A 17,824-nucleotide genomic window follows, 5' to 3' on the forward strand; every position below is an offset into this window, starting at 1 on the left:
AATTTTACCAATTTGAAGTGAACTCATCAGTCTATCAATCGGTGTGCTAATTGATCTTTAGCAACAAGAGTGAATCTTGACCCGCATCCTCACTGTCGAGATTGAGCGCATGAAGGCCGACGTGATGGCGGAGCGCTTCCAATGGCACGTTGGAAGACGCAATGCAGAAAGATCGGCGGCACGAGTAACCGAGTTGGGAGTGAGGGGGTTGCTGGTTCACCACCGCCCGTCCCGCGCAGCTCTTGGGCGAACGACGGCCATCGTCACGACCGGCTGCCACCCGCCTCACCTCACCCGATCACACCCTCACCAGCAGCTTCCCAAGATTCTTCCCTTCGAACAGGCTATTCAGCGCATTCGGCAACGCGTCAAACCCATCGACATACGTCTCCTGGTAAACGATTTCCCCATTCTTCACCCACGGCGCGACGGTCTGCAGCATCTCATCCATCCGATGCACGAAGTCACGCGCCAGAATCCCCTGGATCGTCGCGCGCTGAAACAGCATGTGCTGCAGGAAGCGCGGCGCGAGGTCCGGCGTATCCAACCCGCCGTCGTATTGCGCGATCGCCCCGCAGATCACGATCCGCGCGCGGCGCTTGATGAGCGGAATCACTGCATCGGTGACCATGCCGCCCACATTGTCGAAGTAGACATCGACGCCGCCGGTCGCCGCCTGCAGCGCTGAGCGCAAGCCTTCGAGCGTGGGATGCGCCCGATAGTCGACTGCGCCGTCGAGTTTCAGTGTGTCGGTCAGAAACGCGCACTTGTCCGGGCCGCCCGCGATCCCGATCACGCGGCATCCGGCGCGTTTGCCGAACTGCGCCACCAGCGAGCCGACCGCGCCCGCCGCTCCGGACACGACCAGCGTGTCACCCGGGCGCGGCTTACCCGCTTCCATCAAACCGAACCACGCGGTACGCCCGGGCATGCCGAGCACGCCGAGCGCGGTCGAAACCGGCGCCGCGGCAGGGTCGAGTTTGGTCAGCTCGCTGTGATGGCACTTGGCGTACAGTTGCCAGCCGCTATAGGCCGACACCCAGTCGCCTTGCTTGAAAAGCGGACTCGCCGACGCCACCACTTCACCCACCACGCCCGCCCGTTGCACGATCCCGAGCGGATGCGGCACGTCGTAGGTATTGCGTTCGTGCTGCTGGATTCGAATGTACGGATCGACGCTAATAATGCGCGCGCGAATCAGCACTTCATTCGATGACAAGGTGTCGTCGAGTTCGCTTTCGCGCAACGCGTAATGCTCATCGCCAACGCGTCCGTCCGGACGCTTGACGTAAAACCACTGGCGATTCTGATAATTCATGGGGAGACTCACTGCGGTCGTAGAGGGTGATCGATCTTACCAGCGGGGCCAGCGCACGCTTGCGCGCCGGATGTCGCGGGTATTCGGCAATCACACCGGCGCAACGGTGTTCCAGGATTAGTTGGAGGGCGCCGCAGCCGCAGCCGTTGCCGCGCTATCCGGCTTGAATACCGTCTTCCAGTCATCCTTCATATCGACGACGAGCCAGCCTTTCGTGCCGGCTTCGTCCAGACCCTTGTCGAGCTTGCCGCTTTTCGCCGTGCGGTCGTACGCATACTCGCGTTCCCCGTCGGTGTGATGCAGCAGTACCGCCAGACGTGGGCCGTCGCCGGCAGCGGTCCATTCGAGCATCGGCACGTCGCCGTCCGCGTTGCCGAACGCGATCACCGGACGCCTGCCGATCACGCGGTCGATAGCGAGCGGTTTGGCTGCGCCGTCGACGAGATTGTCGACCTGCGCCAGCCGGGTCAGCGTGACGGCGCCGTTGGTCTGGCCGTACTTGTATTTGACGGTGCTGCCGATCACCTGCTCGGGCGGAATGCCGTACACACGCTGCGCCATGTCGCGGACGAACTCGACATCGCTGCCCGTCACCAGATAGGTTTTGAAGCCGTTGGCGCGCAGATAGGCGAGAAGTTCGAGCATGGGCTGATAAGCGAGGTCGGCGTACGGGCGGTTAAAACGCGGGTCATTCGCCGAGTCGAACCATTCGTGCGCGAGCGCGGCGAATTGATCGCTGGTCATGCCGGCATGCGCTGCCGCCAGCACTTTCATCGAGCCGGCGTCACCGCTCGCCGCGATACTTTTCAGATTCCCTTTCAGAATCGAGCGGAACGGTTCCTGCCGTTTCCATTCCGGATGCCGCCCGGCCACCGTCTTCACCCGTTGCAGCGCGAACACCAGTTGCACCGAGGCGGGTTGTTCAGGCCATAACGTGCCGTCGTTGTCGAACACGGCGACCCGGTCAGCGCGCGCGATGAAGTCCTTCGACTCGGGCGTGGTGACCAAGGTGACGAAATCGACAATCGAGCGCCTGGCCGCGGTGTCGTTCCATGACGCAAGGGCCGTGGCGGCCGACGCGCCGGCCGGCGACCCGCTCGCGTCGTGACGCGGCGTAACGGTGCAAGCTGAAAGAACCACAACGGTCAAAGCAACGCAGTACCGGTGCATCGTGCGAATCATGAAAGCCTCATCAAAAGCGGTGGGTCGAATCTAAAGCGAGCGCCAGTCTAACGGGGCGCGGTGAATGTTGTGGCCCAGTCTGTTGCTTTTTTGAGCGGCGGCGTCAATCACGGCAATTTTCAATGGCATATGCCGTTATGCGAATTCCTATGAGACGAGCAAAACAATTCTTAAGACCATCGCGAAATATGCAATCGGAATGACGATAAAGTCTTAATTCGGAGGGAATTTTCCGAGCTTTTTCCGTGTTACAAATTTATCTCTGTAATCTCCTGAAACGTTTGCTACCATTTCCCCACGATGTCCCGCGTTGGGAACTTTTTACCTCCCTCATGCTTTGTTTGATGCCGCGTCTCTTGAGTCTGAAAGGAGCGTTCATGCAAGCCCTGTATCCGGCCATATCGTCTTTCCTGCCTGCGCGAAAGGCTTAGCGCTTTTTAACTGCGCGTCTTATCTGTTTTGCGTATTTCCCTGCTGCTTTTGGCTGCCGGGTGAGCGAACACGCTTGCGCGATTAGTTTGATTTAATAAAAACACGAATGCTGTTTCCCGGGTTTATTTACATCGGGTAACGACGAATGAATTCGCCTATAAGAAATGCCCGTAGACGAGGTGCGGAATGGGTTGTAAATACGTGCTCGGCGCGGCCGCGTTATACGCCGCTTCGGTGTTGCCGTCGCCCGCGTTCGCTCAGGCTTCCGCCGACGACGCCAATAAAAGTAATAACCCGCTGAATCTGGCTGCCTCATTCAACATTCAGAATTACTACACGCCGAGCGTGTTCGGCGCGAGCGCGCACACCAACGATCTGCTGTTGCGCCCCACCGTGCCGATCGGCCCGAACAGCCTGATCGGCGTGCCGCAAATCTTCCGCGCCACGGTGCCGGTCAGCACGCGGCCCGCTCCAGGCGGCGGTTATAACACCGGCCTCGGCGACCTGAATCTATTCGACATTTTCCTGCTGTCCCAAGGTGACGTGCAACTGGGTGCCGGCCCGCTCGTGACCATGCCGACGGCCACCGATCCGAGCCTCGGCACGGGCAAATGGCAGGCCGGTCTTGCCGCGGTCGCCGTGAGTGCGACGAAAGCGCGGCTGATCGGCGCGCTGGTGCAGTGGCAACACTCGTTCGCGGGGCAAAGCAGCCGGCCCACCACGCAATCGCTTACCGCGCAGCCGTTCGGCATCTTCAACCTGCCGGGTGGCTGGTACATCCGCTCGACTGGTATCTGGAGCTTCGATCTGCAGCACGGCAGCTATTACATTCCGGTCGGCCTTGGCGCCGGCAAGGCGTGGAAGGGCGGCTCGACCATCTACAACGCATTTATCGAACCGCAGTACTCCGTTGCCCATTCCGGTGCAGGGGTGCCGAAGTTCACGATTTTCGCAGGCTTGAATATGACGTTCGGCAAATAGACCGGAACCTGAGAGAAAACAGACATGAGATCGAACCGGCTGGCGGCGCCCCGAGGCGTGTACGACCTCGTCGTGCGGATCCATGGTCCGGACGAGGAAGAGCTCGACGGCGATTGGACATTCCCCGAGCCACAAAAGCGCTAAACCGCGCATGGACGAACCTGAGAGCGATATGAACAGGAAAACCGTGACATGGGTCACGGCTGCCGTACTGGCATCGGTCGCCGCGCCGATTCTGGCAAAGACGCAGCAGGGTCAGCCGACCCACGCGCCGGCCGCCACGGCATCCGTGCCGGGCCCGGTGGCCGGCTACGCGATCTCCGACGAATACGCGCGGCTGGTGGCGCGCCAGACCTACTTCTGGGCGTGGCCGATGGTGAACGTCTACGGCCGCCTGCTGGCGATGAAGCAGGTACCGCGGCCGGGGCTGAACGGCGGCATCGTGCCGGTCGCGCCGCCCAATCATCTCGCGATGTTGCGCGACTATATCCAGCCGCAGGAGCGATTTGTCGCGTGTCCGAATCAGGACGTGGTCTACGGTTCCGCGATCCTCGATCTGAACCAGACGCCGGTGGTCGTGCAGGTGCCCGATTTCGGCAAACGCTTCTGGGTCTATCAGGCGGTCGATCTGCGCACCGACGGCTTCGCAAGCCTCGGCAAGATGTACGGCACGCGTCCAGGCTTCTATCTGTTAGCCGGTCCTGACTGGCACGGCCAGGTGCCGAAGGGTATCCGCCAGGTGTTCCGCTCGTCGACCGGGGTCGGCAGCTTCATCCCGCGTGTTTTCATGGACGACACACCTGAAGATCGTCTGGCCGTGCAGTCGGTGATCGCGAAGGTTGGCCTGTATCCGCTTGCCGAGTACGACGGCAAGGTCAAGGAGACCGACTGGTCGGCGTTGCCGAGTTTTGGTCCGGCTGGTGGCGCCGCAGGCGGCAACGCCGAAGAGATCAAGTGGGTCGATCCCAACCGGTTCTGGGACGAATTGCCCACTGTGCTCGACGAGACGCCACCGCAACGCGGCGAAGAAGCGCTCTACGCGCAGGCGCGTGCGCTGATCGCGGCGGCGCAAAAAGATCCGGCGATCAAGACCGCGATTGTCGACGAAGCGGCCAGGGCCGAGGCGGATCTGGTCACGCCATTGTTCAACTTCAACACCTTCGGCAAGCGGTTGCCCGCCAACTGGAACACCATCAGCAACGGCGCCGCTTTCGGCACGGATTACTTCACGCGCACGGCGGTAGCGAAGTCGAACATCTTCGTCAACAAGCCGAACGAGACCAAGTACTTCTATGCCGACGCCGACGCATCCGGTCAGCGGCTCGACGGCAACGCGCACTACACGGTGACGTTCGCCAAAGACAGTTTGCCGCCGGTCAAAGGATTCTGGTCGCTGACCCTGTACAACGCGCACCACTTCTTCTCGCCGAACGCGCAGAACCGCTACTCGCTCGGCACCAAGAACAAGGACCTGAAGTTCAACGCCGACGGCTCGCTGACGCTCTACGTGCAGAACACGAGCCCCGGCGACGACAAACTCGCCAACTGGCTGCCGGCGCCGGCCAATGAAGCGTTCTCGCTGTATGTCCGCGCCTATTGGCCGCAGCAGCCGGCGCTTGACGGCAGCTGGACGCCGCCGCCGGTTGTGCGTCAGCCGTGAGAGCCCTTTCGTCGCCCGCCGGTGTGGCCTGTGGCCGCACTTCGTCTATACCTTGGTCCGCATGCCCGAGCATGTGGAAATCTTTTTTCGTGAGGATGACTATGAGTCGCCCTGGTCGTTTGTTCGAAAACCGGTCACTCGCCAGGTTGTGCGCGGGTGCGCTTCTGACTACCGCCGGCCTCGCGGTTTCCCAGCAAGGGTGGGCGACTGAAGGAGGTATTGGCAGGCCGATCACCGGCATGCAGGTCACGCCATACGCCGGCGTCGTGCCGCCTACCGATGACTGGATCGTCTCGGCCACCACGATCTATTACGAAGGCTCGCTAGGCGCGAGCAAGACTATTCCGATCGCCGGGCAGATTACCGCGGGCGTTGACGTGACGGCGGTGTACACCATTGTCAATGCGGTCAAGACGTGGGGCATTACCGTGGGCGGCTGGAATTTTGCGTCTTCGTTCGGGGTGCCGTTTCAGTACACCGACATCTCGTCGTTCCACGGCCGCTTGCCGAATGATCACAACACCCAGTTCGCCGACCTGTTTTTCACGCCGGTCGTCGCGGGCTATCACCTGACCAAAACCGACCACATCGCGCTTAGCGTGCAGATCTATGCGCCAAGCGGCGCTTACTCTTCCAGCCGGCTTGCCAATGCCGGACAGAACACGTGGACCTTCACACCGACCGTCGCGTATACGAAGCTATTCCCGAAAGAAGAGATCGAGTTGTCCGTGAACTACGGCATCGGGTTCTATACGGCCAACGGCGACACGCACTATCACAACGCGCCGGTCAGCGTGCTCGACTTGCTGGCGCTCAAGCGCTTCGGCGGCTGGGGCGTGGGCGTCGTGGGCGGGTATATCCAGCAGATCGGTCATGACAGCGGCGGTCTGGCCGATCTCAGCGGCGGAAATCAGGGGCATTCCGTGGGTATCGGGCCGATGGTCACGTGGTCGGGCCAGGTCCAGAAAACGCCGGTGTCGGCATCGCTGCGTTGGGTCAACGAGTTCAACGTCAGCAATCGGCCAAAGGGGAATGCGGTGGAACTGTCGATTAGCGCCACCTTCAAGTAACGGCGCATGCCGCTATCGATCCGTCGTTCCTTTTATATGCGGTGGCCCGTCGGCGCGAGCGCGCCCGTCGAGGCTGAAAAGGGTAGCCGCCGCGGATGGTGCGCGCCGGTTGTGGTCGCGGCGTTGCTGCTTGCGTCGGCCCACGTTCACGCGGCGTCGAAATTCATCGACCCGGAAGACGGCGCATTCGACGTGAGCGATCTGCTGCTGACGCATCGCGGCGTATTGCCTGTGCCGACGCTCATCACCGAGCCTGCGGTCGGCTACGGCCTGGGCCTCGGCTTGCTGTATTTCACGATGCCGAAGAAGAGCGCGGACGCGCCCGACGATGCCAAGGCACCGCCGAATGTCACCGGCCTCGGCGGTTTCGCGACGGGTACGCATAGCTGGGGTGCGGGGCTGATGCACTTCCACACCTGGGACGACGACCACATCCGCTATCTCGGCGTGATCGGCGAGGTGGGGCTGCATCTGAACTACTACGGCATCCAGAATCAGCCGCGCGCCTACCAGCTCGACGGTATCGCCGTGGTGCAGCAGGTGTTGTTCCGGATCGGCAATAGCCATTGGTATGTCGGCCCGCGCTATACCTTCTTCGATTCCCGCACGCGTTTCGGTCCGGTTATTCCGCAAGGGATTCGCCAGTTCGAGAAGGATCAGCGTGTCGCCAAGGCTGGCGTGGTGATCGACTACGACACGCGCGACAACATGTTCTATCCGTCGAGCGGCACGTATGCGGAGCTCGAAGCCGATCTCGCGCGTGGCGGTATTGGCAGTTCGACGAACTTTCAGGAGCAGACCGCGCGTGGCTACCAGTGGATTCCGTTGTCGAAGAGCTGGGTGCTCGGGCTGCGAGCCGACACGGGCTTCTCGCAAGGGAACATTCCGTTTTTTGCGCAACCGTATGTGTCGCTGCGCGGGGTCTCCGATGCGAAGTTCCAGGACAGCAACCAGCTTACGGCGGAAGCCGAAATCCGCTGGAACGTCACGCCGCGCTGGGCGGTGCTTGGCTTTGGCGGAGTCGGCAAAGCCTACGGCCATCTGCATTCGTTTTCCGATGCACCCGCGGCCTTCGGCTTCGGTACAGGTTTTCGGTATCTGATTGCTCGCAAGCTCGGTTTGTCGATGGGGATCGATGTCGCGCACGGGCCAGGGCAGAACGCGTTTTACGTGCAGGTGGGCAGCGCCTGGCGCTGACTGGTGAAAGGTGGTTAGGGATCGAAGTGATCGTGAAATGTGGTCCTATTCGACGAAGTGCGCTATCGCGCCCGTCGATATGCTGTCTGGGCCATCGTCGCCGTTCGCGACCTCAATGTTGAGGCCTGGCCGGCGACGCGATGCGAACCACCTTTTGCGGACCACCATGAACGTAACCACATCAGACGACTTTATCGGAGTGCAGTCCCAGCATCCCTTTTCGAAAACCTTCATTGTGCTTGGATACCGGGATGGATCGATCTCGACGATCCCGAATGACTTCTTTCGCAACTGGCTGGATGAAGAAGCCAAGGTTGGAACCTTCGTGATTGGCAAGTGCACGGGAATCGGCGTCGGTTCGATCGCCAAGTACGACGGCGAGTTTCAGAAGCTGGTGATCGGAAAGTTCGTCGCGGGCGGGCTGAGATTGAAGTTCCTGCTGAATGGGCAGCACGACATGCGGACGATTTCAACGTCGATGCTGAGCGCTTACGGCAGTGGACTGAGGAATGTGCCGCCGCCGCAATACGGCGACACGGTCGTCCGTAACGACGTGTGGATCGGCGACGAAGCGATGTTTCTCGGTGGTTCCACCATCGAAAACGGATGCGTGATCGGGGCGAGAACCGTGGTGCCGCCTAATTTCAAAAGCGAACCCTACGGCATTTACGTGGGCAGCCCCGCACGCCTCGTCCGGTTCCGCTTCTCCGAGCGTATCCGCGAGAAGCTTCTGGAGCTTGCATGGTGGGACATGCCGATGTCGTGGATGCAAAAGAACAACGACCGCTTTCTTGTTGACCTGACGGTAGACGAGGGGCAGTCGGTGGAAATCCTGACCGAGTTGCTGCGCGCGAAGAGCGGGCCCGTCGAGGCAGTGGCCGCGGCAAAGATGTGATGCGTAAGCACGGGCGGGATGGCATTGCTTGATATGGAGGTCACGCTGACAGCGAGCAGGAGCGAAATCGCATCCTTGCCGATCAGCGTGACCGGTTTATCCCGCCGTCAGTGCTTATGGAGCGACGCATCATGAACATCGCGATGAAACGATCCCTGCTGTTGCTCGCCGGCGTCTGCACCTCGCTTGCGGTGACACTCGCCACGCCGGGGCAAGCGCTCGCCGCTGCCGCTGTAAAACCCGCATTGCAGCCCGCGTTGCAACCGCTTCCGACAGCCTGGCCACGCGACTTCGATAGCGCACAGCAACGCATCGAGCTGTATCAGCCGCAGGTGGAAGTGTGGCAGGGCAACCGGATCGAGGGCCGGGCGGCTTTCGCGGTTGGCGCGAAGGGCGCCACACCGAGCTACGGCGTCGCGCATTTCACCGCGCGGGCCGAAGTCGACAAGACGAGCGCGACTGTGCAACTGCTCGATATCGTGTTCGACCAGGTTGACATGCCGGCCACGCCGTCCGCTGCCGGCAGCGTCAAGGCCGCCTTGCAGGCGCGCATTCCGAAAGACGGCCTCATCACTTCGCTCGAACAACTGCAGGCCAGTTACGCCAGCACGCACGAAGGCAGCGAGCCCGGCCTCGCGGTGCAGAACAACGTCCCCAACATTATCTTTGCCGAACGTCCCACGTTGCTCGTGCTGGTCGACGGCGACGCGAACTGGCGCGCGCTTGGCGACGCGCACTATCAACGCCTGATCAACACGCGAGCGATGCTGCTCAAGGATGCGAGCGGCACGCTGCATCTGAACGCCGCGGGCTACTGGTACGAGGCGAGCGCGCTCGACGGTCCATGGCATCTGAACACGGCGCCGTCGCATGAACTGGTTGCCGCGGCGAACGCAGCGCAAACCAATCTCAAGTCCGATCCAATGTTGCCCGCCGACGGCAAGAAGCCCGCGCAGGCGCCGGACGTGGTGGTGGCCGCGCAGCCGGCCGAACTGGTGGTGACGAACGGCAAGCCGGCGTTGCAACCCGTGAAGGGCGTGAATCTGCTGTCTGTCACCAACGCCGACCACGCGCTCTTCGTCGAGCCGCGCGACAGTCACTACTACCTGCTGCTGTCGGGCCGCTGGTTCAGCGCAGCGAGTCTCGCCGGACCCTGGACCTTCGTCGACGGCAAGAGCCTGCCCGCCGACTTCTCGAAGATCGCGACCGACGACCCGCACGCGAACGCGCTCGTCTCCGTGCCGGGCACGCCCCAGGCGAAAGAGGCGGCGATCGCCGCCACCATCCCGCAGACAGCAACCGTGTCGCGCAAGACCACCACGTTGAAGGTCGTCTATGACGGCGCGCCGAAGTTCGCCGGTATCGCGGGCACGTCGTTGTCGTACGCGGTGAATACGGCCACGCCGGTGATCCAGATCGCGCCTTCGCAATTCTTCGCCGTTGCCAACGGTATCTGGTTCACCGCGAGCGCGGCGAGCGGACCATGGCACGTCGCCGACACGGTGCCGCCCGCAATCTATACGATTCCCGCGGCGTCGCCCGTGCATTACGTGACCTACGTTCACGTCTATTCGGCGACGCCCGATACGGTGGTGGTCGGCTATACGCCGGGCTACATGGGCGTGGTCGTCAATGCGGACGGCACCGTCGTGTACGGCACGGGCTATGTCTATCCGCCCTATGTCGGCGAGGTCTATTACGGCTATCCGGCCACCTACGGCTACGGCGCGGGCTTCGCGCTCGGCACCACGGTGGGTTTCGCCTTCGGCTTTGCGATCGGCGCCACGTGGGGCGCAGCGTCGCCGTACTGGGGGCCGTATTGGGGCGGCGGCCCATGGAGCTGGCAATACGCGAACGTCAATCAGGCGAATATTTACGGTCGCTGGGGGCAGGGCACCGTGACACACGCGAGCGGCTGGAACGGCTGGACCGGCAATAGCTGGGCCGGCACCGCGGCATCCGGCTTCAATCCGTATACCGGCGGCCACTTCCAGGCGAGCCGTGGCGCGGTCGAGAACGCCTACAACGGCAACTTCGCGGCGGGGCGGCAAGGCTCGTTCAGCAATCCTTCGACGGGACGCAGCGGCGCGGCGCGCGGCGGCGTGGCGGGCAACGAAGCCACTGGCGATTATGCGGCGGGCCGGCAGCGCGCCGGCTATAACGCGCAGACCGGGCGCTATGGCGCGGCCGAGGCCGGCGTGACCGGCAATGCGTATTCAGGTGATCATCAGGCGGGCACGAAAGGCATCGTGGGAAACAAGGACACGGGCAAGGCCGTCGCCTGGAACAACGGCAATGTCTATGCGGGTAGCGACGGCAACGTCTACCGGCACGATCAGGGCGGCGGTTGGGAGCAGCACAGCGCCGACGGCTGGCAGCCCGTGCAGCCGAACGCGAGTCAGACCCAGAAGCTCGACTCGCTCAGGCAGGGCCATGATCTCGGGAGTGCGCGGGCAAGCGGGCAGTTTCAGCCGCAGCGGCGGTTTGGAGGCGGGGGCGGGCGGTTCAGGCGATGAAGCCGTGGCGGCCGATTCCGACTAAAGGTATTTGTCGCCCGGCTGGCGAGCCCGGACTTTTTTCGCGGGACTCCCGTATGCCACCGAAAAAGCGTCGACCGGTTTCAACACAATTGATCCGGCGCCCACCACGCTGTGTTCGCCAATCGTGATTCCATGGCGCAACACAGCACCAATGCTCACGGCGGCGTGGCTGCCGATGCGGCAATTGCCGCCAGTGGTCACGCCGGGCGCCAGGCTCGAAAAATCCTCCATGATGCAATCGTGATCGAGCGAGGCCTTCGTGTTCACGATGCAGAAGCGGCCCACGCGGCAATCGGCGTTGATCACCGCGCCCGCCATGATGACCGTGCCGGTGCCGATGCGGGTCCCCTTGCCGACGCAGGCCGAAGGGTGAACCACGCTGACGAACGCCAATTGCGGGCAGGTATCGGCTACATGCGCGGCCACAAGCGCAGCCACCTTCGCGCGAACGCAGTTGTCCCCGATCGCGACGATGACGCCCTGCAGGTCATGCTCAATAGCGAGGCGCGCCAGATCGGCTTCACCGCCGAGCACCGGATAGCCCAGCGTCGTTTCACCGACCGCCCGAAAGGCGTCGATGAGCCCGGCGATCCGGTAGGACCCCTGCTTTTCAACGATGTCGATAATGACTTTGGCGTGGCCGGAAGACCCGACAAGCACGATGTTTTGCATGGCCCACGTTCCGCTTTTAAGACGGGCTCACTTCATTGAATGCCGGCGATGATACTGACAATGCGTTCAACGTGTACCGGGTTCAGATCGGGATAGATCGGCAGACACAGAATCCGTTTCGACGCCGCGCTGGCCGCGCTGAGATTGTCCTTGTTCGAGGACGGCAGGCCACGATACATCGGGAATTCGGAAATCAGCGGGTAGAAGTAGCGGCGCGCATAGATATCGTGTTCCTTCAGGCGCTCGTAGAGTGCGTCGCGGCTGATCGGAAAGCTGTCTTCGACCTGAACCGGAAAGTAAGCATAGTTCGCGACTTTTTCGCCGGCATCCGAGAGGCAGCGGATGCCCGGTACGTCGGCCAGCAACTCGCGATACTGCGTGTCGATCATCTTGCGCCTGGCCAATGCATGGTCGACGTGTTGCAGTTGCAAAAGCCCGAATGCGGCGTTGATTTCGCTCATCTTGCCGTTGATGCCGGCCGCCACGACCGTCACCTCATCCACGAAACCGAAGTTCTTCAGATGGTCGATGCGCTGCTTGGTTTTCGCGTCCGGGCAGATGATCGCGCCGCCCTCGAACGTGTTGAAGACCTTGGTGGCGTGGAAGCTGACAATCGACAGATCGCCATGCTTGAACACGCTGCCCTCTTCGGTCTGCACGCCGAATGCGTGCGCGGCGTCGTAAATGACCTTGAGGTTGTAGTTGTCGGCGATCTTCTGGATGGCTTTCACATCGCACGGATGGCCGTAGCAATGCACCGGCATGATCGCGGTCGTTTGCGGTGTGATCGCGGCTTCGATCTTTTCCGGGTCCAGATTGAGCGTATTCGGGTCGACGTCCACGAAGACCGGCTTGATGCCGTTCCAGAGCAGCGAATGCGCGGTGGCGGCGAACGAATAGGGCGTGGTAATGACCTCGCCGTTGATGCGCAGCGCCTGTAGCGCCGTCACGAGCGCGAGCGTGCCGTTCGCGAATAGCGCGAGGTGCTCCACGCCCAGATACTCGCAGAGCGCCTTCTCGAGTTGCTGGTGGAACGGCCCCCCGTTGGTCAGGGTTTTGCTGTTCCAGATCTTTTCGAGGTATGGCAGGAACTCGGCCAGCGGCGGCAGATGCGGCTGAGTTACATAGATGCGTTCGTCGTCCAGTGACGTGATCGCACGAAGAGGAGCGCTTGAGCCCATGGTTTCCTCGCTACTGTTTTTTAGTTCGGGTCACGATCGACGGCGGTTATGCGGTGTGAACCGGGTTGCCGCCGGACTTGCCATCGGCTTGTGCTTGCGGATCGTCCGCGCTGAAGGCGGCGGGCGCGAGGCCGGCGGACCAGCGCTGCCACATCGTGCGAAATGCGCGCGAAAGGCTCTCCGCGACAAGCTCCGGCCGGAACGGCGGCGACTCCATGCAGCGCTCCCGCAACGCCGTGCGAATGCTGGCGAGCGCGGGGATGTCGGAGGCCAGCTTGACCCCTTTGGCCACGAAGTCGTCCGCATCTTCGGCCGCGAACGCGTCGAGACCCGAATGGGCGAGCCATGCCGTCGCGGCCCGGCTTGCCATGGTCTTGCCGGCGATCGTCAGCGTGGGTACGCCCATCCACAACGAGTTCAGAACGGTCGTCGAACCGGTGTAGGGGAAGGTGTCGAGACAGATGTCGACCTGAAAGTGCTGTTGCAGGTAGACCTCGACGCGGGTACGCGGACGGAACGTCAGGCGGTCTCGTGAGATACCTTCGTTGACGAACCAGCTAATGAGGTTCTCATCGCCTTCGTCGCCGTTCATCGAACCGAGCACCATTCGGGACGTGGGCAATTCGCGAAGCAGTCTCGCCCACACGGCGATCACGTCGGGACGCAACTTGTTCAGCCGGTTGAAGCTGCCGAACGTGACGTAGCCGTTATGCATGGCCGGCAGGATGTTGACCGGCGGCGCATTCCGGTCCGGCTGGAACGGTCCGATGGAGGCCAGGTGCACGAGCTTCTCGGAGAACTGCTGCTCGATGTCGCCGAACGGCGTAAAGAAGCGGTCGCTGAGGTAGTAGTCCATCGCGTCGAGACCGGTCGTCGCCGGATAGCCGATCCAGCTGGCCTGAATCGGCGCGGGCTTGCGCGCGAACGCCTCCAGCCGATTGCGGCCGGTGTGCCCGCTCAGGTCGATCAGGATATCGATTTTATCGGCGCGAACCTTGTCGACGAATTGCTCGTCCGACATGCCGGTGGTCATGGTCCATTGGTGGGCCTGGTCGCGCAACCACTGCGTGTAGTCGTCCTCGTGCACATGGTTGTAGTAGACATGGAGCTGCAGGCTCTCGTCTTTCGCGAGCGGTTCCATGATCGGCAGCAGGTAGGAGGCGACTGCGTGCCGGAACAAGTCACCGGAGACGATGCCGATTTTCAACTGGCGATCGGGCGCACGGCTATTGGTATGACGCGGCTTCGGCAAGCGCAGCGATGCTTCATGAATCCGGGCAAATTCGCGATGCTCGGCGTAGATTTGCTCCGCGGAGATGTGAGGGTTGTGCGCGATGCAGAAGAGCAAATTGCTGCGCGTCGGTCCGATTTTGGGATCAAGCTCGAGCGAGCGGCGAAAGCACAGTTCGGCCTCGTCCGTGACGCCCGCGTTAAGCAGCACGACGCCCAGCGTGCTATGTGACTCGGAGTAATCGGGCGTGAGTTCGGTTGCCCGACGGCACGCGGCAATCCCTTCGGCGGTGCGGCCCAGGCTCGCGAGCACCATGCCAAGGATACGATGGCCTTCTGAATGGTCTGGATGCAGTTCAAGCAGTTTTCTGCACTCGGCTTCTGCACCGGGAAAGTGGCCAAGCAAGCGCAGCAAGTCGGCCAGCGCCTTCCGGGCGTCGGCATCGTCGCTACCAAACTTTATGGCGTTTCGCAGGGGCTCCGCGGCATCGCTGTATAGGGCGGCTTTATGAAGCGCGATACCGAGGCAGCGCCATGCGAGGCCGTTCGTCGGAAATCGTTCCGTCAGGCTTCGTCCGAGCTTGATGGCATCCGGTATGTGGCCCTTGGTGAAGAGCGTGTTGAAGCGGTGTATTTCCTGTGGGGTGGGGCGGCGCGTATCGAGTGCTGCCGTGGTGGCGTCCGGGGTGTTCCGATCTGTCGAAATCACTACCGTCAAAGAGGGTTCCGGCGACGCCGCGACAGGCGCGACAGCGGCGGTGGCGTACCCGACACCGCCGTGTGCCATCCGCGTAATCAGTCCGTCGACTGCCGGCCCCTTCAAGCCCCTTTGCTGACCCATTTCCAGCGCCAGCCAGGCCGCCTGGATCTGGTCCGCGTCGATCAATGCGTTGATGTAAGCAACCCAGAATTGCCCGTTGTTCGGCGCGCCGCCGAGCGCGGCTTCCAGGTGAGGCAAGGCGTCCGCAGGACGACTGCGCTGCACGTACAGCACGCCGAGGTTGTACTGCACGTCGGCGTGGCCGGGCCTGGCGTCGAGGATCGCCTTATACAGCGCTTCGGCGTCGTCGAACTCTTCCTTGTGGTGGTGAGCCAGCGCGGTCTGCAAAACCAGAGCGATGTCTTGCTCGAGCTGTTGCTCGGGCGTCAAGGGTTCAGCCGTCGGCTGCTCGTGGAGGAGAGTCATGGTCTCAGCGCAGAATGGTCTATGACGGAAATTGTGCGACCGGGCGGGCCTTTCCGATGCGCGGAGATGACGGTGAAAAGGCCGCCTGTTTGCCGTATGGGGCGGGGCGGCGGAAGCGCCGAACGGCAAGAAAAAAGCCCGCACGAGGCGGGCCGAGGGAACGAGCGCGCCTCACTTCAGCGCGTAGTTCTTATTATTCGGTACTGCAGGCCGGTGCTGCGGCGCCCTCCTGAGGGCGGGTCCCGCGGTTCGGCCTGGGCGGTGCGGCCGGGAGCGGTCGCACCTGATCTCGAGCCTGCTTACAGCCGGGCGATCCGTTGATATTCGCCGGCGGCCTTGGTGCGTCCCATCGCCGCTTCGAACTCGACGTGCAGTTCGTTCTGGGTGGTTTCCGCGTCGGCGAGCAGCGCTTCGTCGATGGCCTGGATCCGGCGGATCATCTCCAGCGCGGCCGGTTCCTGATCCGCGGACAACGACATCAGCAGCGGCGAGCGTTCCTCGGTCAGGCGGGCCGCTTCCGGCCAGTCGGCGAGCGAGGCAGCGTGCTCGATTTTCCGGGTCATCGACAGCAGCCGTTCGATCAGTTCGGTCTGGTTCATTTCGATCGGTCCATGGACTTAGGTATTGTTGGCGGACGCCAGCGCACCGGCGCTGTTGGCGCCGCCGAACAGAGCGGTCAGGTACTGCGAATTGTTGTTCATTGTAGCCATCAGCGTGTCGAGCGCGGTGAACTGCGCCTGATACTGGCTCGTCAGTTGGGCGGTGTAGTCGGCAAGCGCGCTTTGCTGCGTGGTGATGCTCTGCAGGTCGGTGTTCAGCGCGCTGGTGCGCGTATCGATCAGGCCGCCGGTCTGCGTAAAGTTGGTGATGCTGCTGTTCAACTGCTCGGCAATGCCGTTGGTGGAGTTGAAGAGCGAGGCGACGCTCGCAGGGTTGGCCGTCAGCGCGGTGCTCAACGTCGTGTTGTTGATCACCATGGTGCCGTCGGCCGGGTCGTCCTTCAGCGTAATGCCGATTGCCGCCAGCGTGCTGCCCGTCGTGCCCGAGCCGACCGCGCCCCCGACGATCGTGGCCAGCGTGTTCTGGATCGTCTGCAGTGTCGAGTCGCCCAGCAGCGGACCTTGCGACGAAGACGAGGAGTTGAACGACGTGAGCGTCGACATCGTCGTGACGACGGTGTTGTAGAGGCTGACGAAGTTGTTGATCGCGGTGCTTTCCGCCGTGGTGTCCGCCGCGACGGTCAGCGTCTGCGTCGAGCCCGCGGACGCAGCGGACAGATTCAGTGTGACGCCGGAAATGGCGCTGGTCACCGAGTTGGTCGAGCTGCTGGCGGCGATCCCGCCAATCGTGAATTCCGCGTCCTGGGCAACCGAGCTTTGCGTCCAGGCGTTGCTCGAATTTGCCGACGTGAACGTCGATTGACCGCCCGTGGTGCTCGCGGTCGAGGTCACGCCGAGGCTCGACAGGCCGTTGTCGGTGGTGGCGTTGGTCGTGATGTTGATGACGTTGGCCGCGCCGGTATTCGCCGCGCGCAGCACGAGGTGGGCGCCGTCCGAGCCGGTCACGATGGTCGCCGTCACGCCCGGGTTGCCGGTGCCGGAGTTGATCGCGGCAGCGATGCCGGAGAGCGTGTTGTTCGTGCTGTCGACGTTGATATTCATCGACTGGCTGCCGATCGAGATCGTCATCGTGCCGGTGCCCAGCTGCGTCGTGGCGCCAAAGGCTGCCGAGGACAAGGCCTGTGAGCTGGCGATCTGCGTGACGCCGACCGAGTAGCTGCCGGCCACGGCGCCGGTACCCGCGGTGGCGGTCAGTCCCGTGCCGCTCGCGGTGGCGGAGAAGGTCGACAGCGTGGAGCCGCTGGCAAGGCCGGCGATGCCCGACTGCAGCGCGTCCAGCGCGGCGGTCAACGCGCCGTATGCGGACACCTGGGTGTTGTCGGTGGTTTGTTGCGCCGTCAGAGCCGCGGCTTGTCCCGCGGTCTTCGCGTTCACGAGTGCCGTGACGAGCGTTCCCACGTCCATTGACGAGTTGCCGGTCGAGCCGCTGATGATCGATTGCGCGGCCGATTGCAGCGCGGCATTGGCAGCGGCGGTCGATGCCGCGGAAGACGTGGTCGAGATCGAGGACATTGCAGAGGCTCCGGGCGTCTGGGAATCTGTATTGGGTGGTGCGCGATGCTACATCACTTCATGATCGGAATGCACAGCGGGAGGCGAGCCTCCCGTTGTCTGTAACCCGGCGAGGGGGGGGGCGGGGGGGGGGGGGGGGCCCCCCCCC

At 62.6% G+C, this 17,824-nt stretch carries 13 protein-coding genes; 6 read left to right on the forward strand and 7 right to left on the reverse strand.

The genetic code is table 11. The annotated features are described in order from the left end of the window. Positions 1-298: 298 nt before the first annotated feature. Entirely contained in the window at positions 299-1,318 is a 1,020-nt protein-coding gene (locus PQR67_RS29975) for an NADP-dependent oxidoreductase (RefSeq protein ID WP_408466437.1), read from the reverse strand. A gap of 117 nt (positions 1,319-1,435) precedes the next feature. Then, complete coding sequence (locus PQR67_RS29980; RefSeq protein WP_408466438.1) at positions 1,436-2,500, reverse strand: HAD family hydrolase; 1,065 nt, start codon at positions 2,498-2,500, stop codon at positions 1,436-1,438. 618 nt (positions 2,501-3,118) lie between these two features. On the opposite strand from PQR67_RS29980, the gene PQR67_RS29985 reads away from it, so the two are divergent. From PQR67_RS29985 to PQR67_RS30010, 6 genes are all read left to right on the forward strand, one after another. Continuing rightward, positions 3,119-3,913 (forward strand): hypothetical protein, encoded by a 795-nt coding sequence (locus tag PQR67_RS29985; RefSeq protein ID WP_408466439.1) that lies wholly within the window; start codon positions 3,119-3,121, stop codon positions 3,911-3,913. Between the two features lie 172 nt (positions 3,914-4,085). Further along, positions 4,086-5,573 (forward strand): DUF1254 domain-containing protein, encoded by a 1,488-nt coding sequence (locus PQR67_RS29990; protein ID WP_408466440.1) that lies wholly within the window; start codon positions 4,086-4,088, stop codon positions 5,571-5,573. Positions 5,574-5,674: 101 nt separating this feature from the next. Beyond that, positions 5,675-6,643: a SphA family protein gene (locus PQR67_RS29995; RefSeq protein ID WP_408466441.1), complete on the forward strand. Its 969-nt coding sequence runs from the start codon at positions 5,675-5,677 to the stop codon at positions 6,641-6,643. A 36-nt stretch (positions 6,644-6,679) separates the two neighbouring features. Next, positions 6,680-7,840 (forward strand): BamA/TamA family outer membrane protein, encoded by a 1,161-nt coding sequence (locus PQR67_RS30000; protein ID WP_408466442.1) that lies wholly within the window; start codon positions 6,680-6,682, stop codon positions 7,838-7,840. 166 nt (positions 7,841-8,006) lie between these two features. Then, entirely contained in the window at positions 8,007-8,735 is a 729-nt protein-coding gene (locus PQR67_RS30005; RefSeq protein ID WP_408466443.1) for an LbetaH domain-containing protein, read from the forward strand. Between the two features lie 131 nt (positions 8,736-8,866). Continuing rightward, positions 8,867-11,251: a carbohydrate-binding family V/XII gene (locus PQR67_RS30010; protein ID WP_408466444.1), complete on the forward strand. Its 2,385-nt coding sequence runs from the start codon at positions 8,867-8,869 to the stop codon at positions 11,249-11,251. Positions 11,252-11,272: 21 nt separating this feature from the next. Here the strand turns inward: PQR67_RS30010 and PQR67_RS30015 are convergent, their stop codons facing one another. The 5 genes from PQR67_RS30015 to fliD all read right to left on the reverse strand — a co-directional run bounded on the left by PQR67_RS30015 (position 11,273) and on the right by fliD (position 17,676). Continuing rightward, positions 11,273-11,947: an acetyltransferase gene (locus PQR67_RS30015; protein ID WP_408466445.1), complete on the reverse strand. Its 675-nt coding sequence runs from the start codon at positions 11,945-11,947 to the stop codon at positions 11,273-11,275. 32 nt (positions 11,948-11,979) lie between these two features. Beyond that, positions 11,980-13,128 (reverse strand): dTDP-4-amino-4,6-dideoxy-D-glucose aminotransferase VioA, encoded by a 1,149-nt coding sequence (gene vioA, locus PQR67_RS30020; RefSeq protein WP_408466446.1) that lies wholly within the window; start codon positions 13,126-13,128, stop codon positions 11,980-11,982. 46 nt (positions 13,129-13,174) lie between these two features. Next, a complete protein-coding gene (locus tag PQR67_RS30025) occupies positions 13,175-15,544 on the reverse strand; it encodes a tetratricopeptide repeat protein (protein WP_408466447.1) in 2,370 nt (789 codons plus the stop codon). Between the two features lie 299 nt (positions 15,545-15,843). Further along, a complete protein-coding gene (locus PQR67_RS30030; protein ID WP_408466448.1) occupies positions 15,844-16,143 on the reverse strand; it encodes a flagellar protein FliT in 300 nt (99 codons plus the stop codon). A gap of 18 nt (positions 16,144-16,161) precedes the next feature. Further along, entirely contained in the window at positions 16,162-17,676 is a 1,515-nt protein-coding gene (gene fliD, locus PQR67_RS30035) for a flagellar filament capping protein FliD (RefSeq protein ID WP_408466449.1), read from the reverse strand. Between the last annotated feature and the right edge of the window lie 148 nt (positions 17,677-17,824).

This window comes from Paraburkholderia fungorum (assembly GCF_046026025.1).
GTDB lineage: Bacteria > Pseudomonadota > Gammaproteobacteria > Burkholderiales > Burkholderiaceae > Paraburkholderia > Paraburkholderia fungorum_E.

What these genes read in the sequence shown, in the direction of transcription:
- PQR67_RS30005 (WP_408466443.1), top strand. Translation starts at nt 8,007, where the DNA reads ATGAACGTAACCACATCAGACGACTTTATCGGAGTGCAGTCCCAGCAT.
- PQR67_RS30030 (WP_408466448.1), bottom strand. Translation starts at nt 16,143, where the DNA reads ATGAACCAGACCGAACTGATCGAACGGCTGCTGTCGATGACCCGGAAA.
- vioA (WP_408466446.1), bottom strand. Translation starts at nt 13,128, where the DNA reads ATGGGCTCAAGCGCTCCTCTTCGTGCGATCACGTCACTGGACGACGAA.
- PQR67_RS29985 (WP_408466439.1), top strand. Translation starts at nt 3,119, where the DNA reads ATGGGTTGTAAATACGTGCTCGGCGCGGCCGCGTTATACGCCGCTTCG.
- PQR67_RS30025 (WP_408466447.1), bottom strand. Translation starts at nt 15,544, where the DNA reads ATGACTCTCCTCCACGAGCAGCCGACGGCTGAACCCTTGACGCCCGAG.
- PQR67_RS30010 (WP_408466444.1), top strand. Translation starts at nt 8,867, where the DNA reads ATGAACATCGCGATGAAACGATCCCTGCTGTTGCTCGCCGGCGTCTGC.
- PQR67_RS29995 (WP_408466441.1), top strand. Translation starts at nt 5,675, where the DNA reads ATGAGTCGCCCTGGTCGTTTGTTCGAAAACCGGTCACTCGCCAGGTTG.
- PQR67_RS30015 (WP_408466445.1), bottom strand. Translation starts at nt 11,947, where the DNA reads ATGCAAAACATCGTGCTTGTCGGGTCTTCCGGCCACGCCAAAGTCATT.
- PQR67_RS30000 (WP_408466442.1), top strand. Translation starts at nt 6,680, where the DNA reads ATGCGGTGGCCCGTCGGCGCGAGCGCGCCCGTCGAGGCTGAAAAGGGT.
- PQR67_RS29990 (WP_408466440.1), top strand. Translation starts at nt 4,086, where the DNA reads ATGAACAGGAAAACCGTGACATGGGTCACGGCTGCCGTACTGGCATCG.
- PQR67_RS29975 (WP_408466437.1), bottom strand. Translation starts at nt 1,318, where the DNA reads ATGAATTATCAGAATCGCCAGTGGTTTTACGTCAAGCGTCCGGACGGA.
- fliD (WP_408466449.1), bottom strand. Translation starts at nt 17,676, where the DNA reads ATGTCCTCGATCTCGACCACGTCTTCCGCGGCATCGACCGCCGCTGCC.
- PQR67_RS29980 (WP_408466438.1), bottom strand. Translation starts at nt 2,500, where the DNA reads ATGATTCGCACGATGCACCGGTACTGCGTTGCTTTGACCGTTGTGGTT.